Source organism: Psittacicella hinzii, from assembly GCF_003585885.1.
Classification (GTDB): domain Bacteria; phylum Pseudomonadota; class Gammaproteobacteria; order Enterobacterales; family Psittacicellaceae; genus Psittacicella.
Genome location: NZ_NRHC01000011.1, coordinates 40,921 through 47,136, shown reverse-complemented (window position 1 = coordinate 47,136; position 6,216 = coordinate 40,921). Strand labels below are relative to the sequence as shown.

The 6,216-nt window shown below is 28.3% G+C and carries 3 protein-coding genes; 2 read left to right on the top strand and 1 reads right to left on the bottom strand.

The genetic code is table 11. The annotated features are described in order from the left end of the window. Nucleotides 1-24: 24 nt before the first annotated feature. Complete coding sequence (locus tag CKF54_RS00975) at nucleotides 25-1,098, bottom strand: hypothetical protein (protein ID WP_119524421.1); 1,074 nt, start codon at nucleotides 1,096-1,098, stop codon at nucleotides 25-27. A gap of 1,360 nt (nucleotides 1,099-2,458) precedes the next feature. Between CKF54_RS00975 and CKF54_RS00970 the strand changes: the two genes are divergently transcribed. Together CKF54_RS00970 and CKF54_RS00965 are read left to right on the top strand one after the other, a co-directional pair. Continuing rightward, nucleotides 2,459-3,445 (top strand): single-stranded DNA-binding protein, encoded by a 987-nt coding sequence (locus CKF54_RS00970; protein ID WP_119524420.1) that lies wholly within the window; start codon nucleotides 2,459-2,461, stop codon nucleotides 3,443-3,445. A 2,124-nt stretch (nucleotides 3,446-5,569) separates the two neighbouring features. Continuing rightward, nucleotides 5,570-6,202 (top strand): RusA family crossover junction endodeoxyribonuclease, encoded by a 633-nt coding sequence (locus tag CKF54_RS00965; RefSeq protein ID WP_222987466.1) that lies wholly within the window; start codon nucleotides 5,570-5,572, stop codon nucleotides 6,200-6,202. Nucleotides 6,203-6,216: the final 14 nt, after the last annotated feature.

Here is a 6,216-nt window from a genome sequence, read left to right as displayed (position 1 = left end):
GTGGTACTTATTTTTTATTTTTATTTATTGTTTTGGTCTATAACGGAGCGAACAAACTCCTAAAATATTTATATTTTCATAAAGTTCAGACAGCAGGCAAGCTTTAGTATCTTCAACACTTTTCACAATATAAATGGAGTCAGTATCTTGTATTTTTTGATGATCTAATATAGCAAGAGTTTCCCCCTCATCTTCATTGTTCTTTTCTGTTATTAAATATATACCGTTGCCGTTAAATTTATCGTATAAGGTAAATTCTAAAATATCTCCGTAAGAAGCCGCTGGGCTAAGTTTTGCATTGGTTATTAATACATGCTTATGCTCTCTTATATTCCAATCTTCTAAAGCATCAGTTCCAGTGGGTAGCATTGTAATTGTATAATCTTCTAAAGAAGAAACAGATAGCCCTGTAGATTTATTTATTTCTTCAGATAATTTTTTTAATTTATCTCGTGTACTATCGTTATCGAAGAAATTTATAAAGTTATCATCACTATATAGTTTTTTCTTATCAAGCCAACCCTTAGCTTCGCAATATTCTATAAAAGGCATAAAGTTATTTTCACGGAGATCGTACCTTAAACTAAGAGCATGCAAAACATTTTGCGCCATTGTAGAGTTATACTTTAATTTATTAATATACGAAGAAGCAAAACCTAACTCTAATGATAGTTTAGTTCCATTTGTATCTAGGTATTTATAGATATCAGATAAGAACTCTAACAATTGAGATGAACTTAATTGGATAAAATTAGTAAGATGAGCTAAGTCTTTATTAAGTTCATTATTTTTTAACATCTTTATACTATACATATCTGTTTCTGTGTATAAAAATGATTGAAAATTTATTGAGTAAATATCAAAAAAAGTTAACAGTTGCTTAGCGGTAACTTTGTTTTTAAAACTTAAAGGTAATATTTTATTATCAGAAATAACATCTTTAACAAAAATATCATTCCCTTTGGTTATACGTCTTATAATTTCTTCATTGTCAATGTTTTTTATATGAGCTAGACCATGATACCAGTCTAAAATATATTTCTTTTCTTTAACATTAACAAGAGATAATTTTTTAAAAAAATTTACTATTTTCGTCATTATATTTTCTTTCACTTGCAAGTTAGTATAATTATAATACTTTTTTGGGGCATATGTTTGCTTTCTTTCTAGCAAAAAAATAAAAAGTAAATATTTTCTATCCTAAAAAATGAAAGGATGCCCCTAAAAAAATTAAAATTTAGGAGCGAAAAATAATAAACTTTTTTATTAAATTAGTTTACTTTAGTAAAAGGCATAATAAGAAGTAAGCTAAACTTAGTTAAAATATACATTAAGAAAATAAAAAACAATTATAAAGTTCGAGAAAACAATGCTAAAGTAAAAAACAAAGCTAAAGTAAAATAACTATTTTTTATAAAAATTTAAAAATAACTGAAAAAAAATGAAAAGTATGCTAAAATCTGAAAAAATTAATTTGAATTTTTCTTACGATTTTAATTTAAATATTTAAAATAATTTATTTTTGACAAGGATAAAGTCTTACTCTTAATTATAGTAATATTGCCCTTAATTTAAGAATATTAAAATTTAAAGATTAATTTACTTTTTATTAAAACTAGCTTCGCTATTAAAGTAAAAAAGAAATTAATTTATCCTTGACAAGGGTGAGAATATACGTTCTATTCCAAAACAATTAGGTTCGCTATAGAAAATTAAACTTTCAAATTAATTTTCTGTTGTAAGGGGGGTATATCCTTAATTATCCTTAATTTATTTACAATTAACAATTTTTAACATTTTTAACATTTAGAGATTTTCTAATATAAAATAAAAACCAATTGTTAACTGTTATACTCCTGACAGAAAAGAATTAAATTATAATCTTATACATTTTTTTATGAAATTTAATTTTAAGAGTTAGTAGAATATTCTTCCCCATGTCAAAAAAAAATTAATTTTCTAAACTTAATATTTGCTTATGAAATTTAATTTTAAGAGTTAGTAGAATATTCTTCCCCATGTCAAAAAAAAATTAATTTTCTAAACTTAATATTTGCTTATGAAATTTAATTTTAATAGTAATAGGATATTCTTACCCTTGTCAAAAATAAATTAATTTCTAAACTTAATATTTGCTTATGAAATTTAATTTTAAGAGTTTATAGAATATCCTTACCCTTGATAAAAAAGAATAATTTTTTATTTTTAAACATTTGATAATAAGATTAAAATTTTATATTTACTTTTCTGTTTTTCTGTGAAAATATAATTTTAAGAGCTATCAATTATATTGGTAGCTCTTTTGCTTTAGAATGCAATCACAAAATAGGGTTACAAAATACCCCATTTAGGTATTGACTGGCTTAAAAAATTATTATATAATTACAAGCGTAAACAAAAAAAGATTTTTAAACTCTGTATTTATCGATTGATATTTTTTTAAATTAAGGATTGATAAATGCAAATTATATTTAAAGGTCGATTAGGTCAAGATCCAACATTTTACAATTCACGCCAAGGTGGCAATGAGTTTGTAACTTTAAGCGTTGCTTATAATCAGGTCTCTTTTGATCAAAGTAGCAATCAATGGGTTACCGAGTTCGTTGAGTGGTACAATGTGGTCTGCTATAAACCGAACATAGTTGAAAGATGTAAAGCTTTAGCTAAAGGTTGTGAAGTTGTCATTATAGGCGATTGTTCGTTTAAGGACTATATCGATAAAAATGGTATTCAGAAAGTAAGTAAGAATATCACAGCGAGTGATATTTTTTACACAGTAACAGGTCGTAATGCTATCTTAAAATCTATAGAAGCAGTTAACGATCTTCTTAATCAGTATTCGAACGGTAACGGCCAAGGTTATAACAATAACCAAGGCTTCAAAAATCAAAATCAAGGTTTTAACAACCAAGGATTTAATAATAACCAAAACCAAAGTTTTAATAACCAAGGTCAAGGTTTTAATAATAGTATTCAGACGAGTTCCAATTATAATTCAGGGTTTAATCAGAACCAAGGCTTTAGTAACCAACAACAAGTGGGTAGTTCACAAAGTCAAGGCTTTAGTAATAACTCTGGTTATAACAATAATAATGGTTTTACTCAAAACCAAAATAATAATATTCAGACGAGTATCAACAACCAAGGGCAAGGATTTAATCCTAACCCTGGATTTTCAAACCAACCAAATGGTTTCAATAACGTAGGATCAGATTACGATCTACGTAAAGGGTTAGAAGAGCTAAAGGATAAATATTCTGGCGCTCATATAACCACTACAAACGAGGTGGCTAAAGCTCCTACAAGCGCAAGCAATCCGTACGAGCCAACCCCTCCGCAACCACAGAGCCGACATGTAAATAATGGCGCTAGGGTTGCAAATGATTTCAGTTCTGGACGCTCTGATGAACAGACGAGCATACCAGACGATGATATGCCTTTTTAAATACAATTTTGCTTCTTCAATTTACTCTTAGTTCTTTTCTTAATACTTTGTTGTTTGGATAATACAGTTACTTATTTAGTAATATTTTGAAGTTTAAGCATGTTACAGAACGATTTCGTGGATTTTTTATAGTTCCGTTTCTCCTAATGGGTCTCTCTAAAAATAAATAACCTAGTAACATGCTTATGCTTTTTTATGCAGAAGAAAATTTTTTAACAAACAACATGAGGGGAGTAAATTCGAGGGGAGTAAGTTGATATTTAAAAGTTCTTCTTTAGGGATTAAAATTGCTAACTAAATGTTAGCTAGTATTGATTTAATTTTTGCCTCATTGTAAACCTTTATTTTATAGTTTTGATTGTGACTTGTTTCGTTTAATTAATAAACGGTCACTAATTAAAAGCGTATCTTATGATCTAAAATTTTACCCAATCAATTAGATACCGATTAGTTCGAGAAATCTGCCTGATATCGAGCTAATCCTCTGATAATTGTGGTAAAATGTAGGAGAATTTGAGGGCTTTTAATTCAGAGCCGTTTTTTAAGTGACCGAGACGTTATAAAAGCCTTTTCTTTTCTCAAGTCCGGAGGAGGGGGGAGGCTTTTTTTGCCTATTTTTTGGCAAGCAAAGATCAGACTAAATTGCTGGATTGGCAACTTTAAAAACTAAGCTCCAGTTATATTAATAGGATTACTAGAAAGCAAACCTCAAATAAGCTACATATTGCGCGAAGCGCAAACAGTGCTAAAGTTTTCATAAAAACGCTAAAGAGCTAAAGTTACTATAATAATACTTCAAGGGTTAATAACACTTCTTTAGCTTGTGCTAAGCATGTAAATACATGCTAAAGTAGATTAGTAGCTAACTTATAGTTTAAGGGCTAAAGCTATTACTGTTAAGCTAGCTTTGCTAATAAACAAGAGCAATCGATACAAGAAACTAAAACATAACACCCACATGCTTTGAAACAAAAATAACATTATTAGGAGTTGACAAGCAAACATAAATTTGCTATTCTAGTAATGGTTTAATATTGATTTATCTCCATAATGGTATATTAAAACCTCTGTTTATATTTTTTAGTGAAGTGTAAGAATTCTTTTACTAACATACTTCTTGAGTTTAGGCTTGAGATACTCAAGCTTAAACTAAGCAATGCAGTATGGGATAGTAAAGAGAACTTTTATTAAAGTACTAATCTAAAACGACTTACCATTGTGTTAAGACACGACGGTAGGTCGTTTTTTGTCTAAAAATCATAAAAACTTTCCCCTTTAAATTTTAAATTTAATATAATATAAGGGATTACTATCAAATGAAAATTTAAATTAAGTTCTCTTAGTTATTATATTTTTTAAGTTTTAAATTCCCTAAAAATTTCCTAATCGGTCTTAAATGTGTTAATAACACTTTTAGGACTTTTTTTAGGCTTAAATATTTCTGACCATTTCTGAACCTTTAAAAATAAACTTACACAACGCTTGGATATTTTGTCTAAATATCATTAAAAACTTTAAACTGATATTAAAAATTGGATATAATAAGTATTATCTTCATAGTTATAAATCAAACTCTCCTTATCTTTATCATAAGGTTATTCTTAATTTTATGGGCATTCATTTTGATCAATTTATACTTTGAAGTATTTTTATTCAAATTCATTGTTTTCTTAATTTTTTACATACAATTCTCAAGTCCTTCCGGTCTTAAATGTGTTAGTAGCACATTTAAGCCGTTTTTTTTGGTTTAAATAATTCTGACTTGTTCTGATTACTTCAGAGCTATTAAATCATTCATTACTTCATAAGAAACTGTTATTAGGTTACAACGTATGAGGTTGTTAAAAAAAGTATAAAAAAGTTTAAATTTCGTATTGACAGAGTTGTCAGAATATGATAATATTAAAAAAGAAAGATAGTATAATGGTTTTATAATTTTTCTATTGATTTATAATATTATTTTCCAATGTAGAAGTACCTGTCAGGTTAAGCTTGGGACTCCCAAGTTTAATTCTGGCTATTTAAAAGACTTCTAAATGTCTCACAAACAGGTTATTAAAAAACGGCTTACCTTTGTGTTAATCGCACAACGGTAAGCCGTTTTTTGTTTGAAAAAATTTAAATATGTTATTAACGCTAGATTTCCCTGTTACTGCTAATCAGATGTATATCTATCGAAGTCCACGTGGTAAAAAAGGGACTAAACAAAAAGATAGGGCAATTACTCCTATATATAGAGCATTCAGAAATAAGCATATTTTTCTTATCCGTAAACAGATGAGAGAACAACTCTGGGAGGAGCCTATTCCAGACAATAGATATGCAGTCAATATTATCTTATCTCCAAGTGATAACACTAGAAGAGATATAGATAACTATACTAAGACGCTTTTCGATACCTATACTAAGACGCTTTTCGATACTATGACCAAGGCAGGTGTATGGTGTGATGATAGTCAAGTTATTCGTTTATCGATTTACAAGATAGAAAATATCATCGATAAGACTAAACCCGCCCAGTGCTTCGTTCAAATCACTAAAGTTGCAACCATAAGTAAAGAAGAAAATACAAAGAGCGCTAGCAAAGCTAAAGCTAAAGCTAATAAAAAAGCCCCTGCTAAAGTTGCAAACTATCGCCCTCTTACAAAAGAGATGAAAGTAAAACTTAAAGCTTATACAGAGGGTAAACTTTTAAAACTTGAAGAGCGTTTTAAATTGGATCACTCTATGAAAGTAAACACTAAAAAGAAATCTTAAGCCACTTAGATTTC

Coding starts and splice junctions, on each gene's coding strand:
- CKF54_RS00970 (WP_119524420.1), top strand. CDS start 2,459: ATGCAAATTATATTTAAAGGTCGATTAGGTCAAGATCCAACATTTTAC.
- CKF54_RS00975 (WP_119524421.1), bottom strand. CDS start 1,098: ATGACGAAAATAGTAAATTTTTTTAAAAAATTATCTCTTGTTAATGTT.
- CKF54_RS00965 (WP_222987466.1), top strand. CDS start 5,570: ATGTTATTAACGCTAGATTTCCCTGTTACTGCTAATCAGATGTATATC.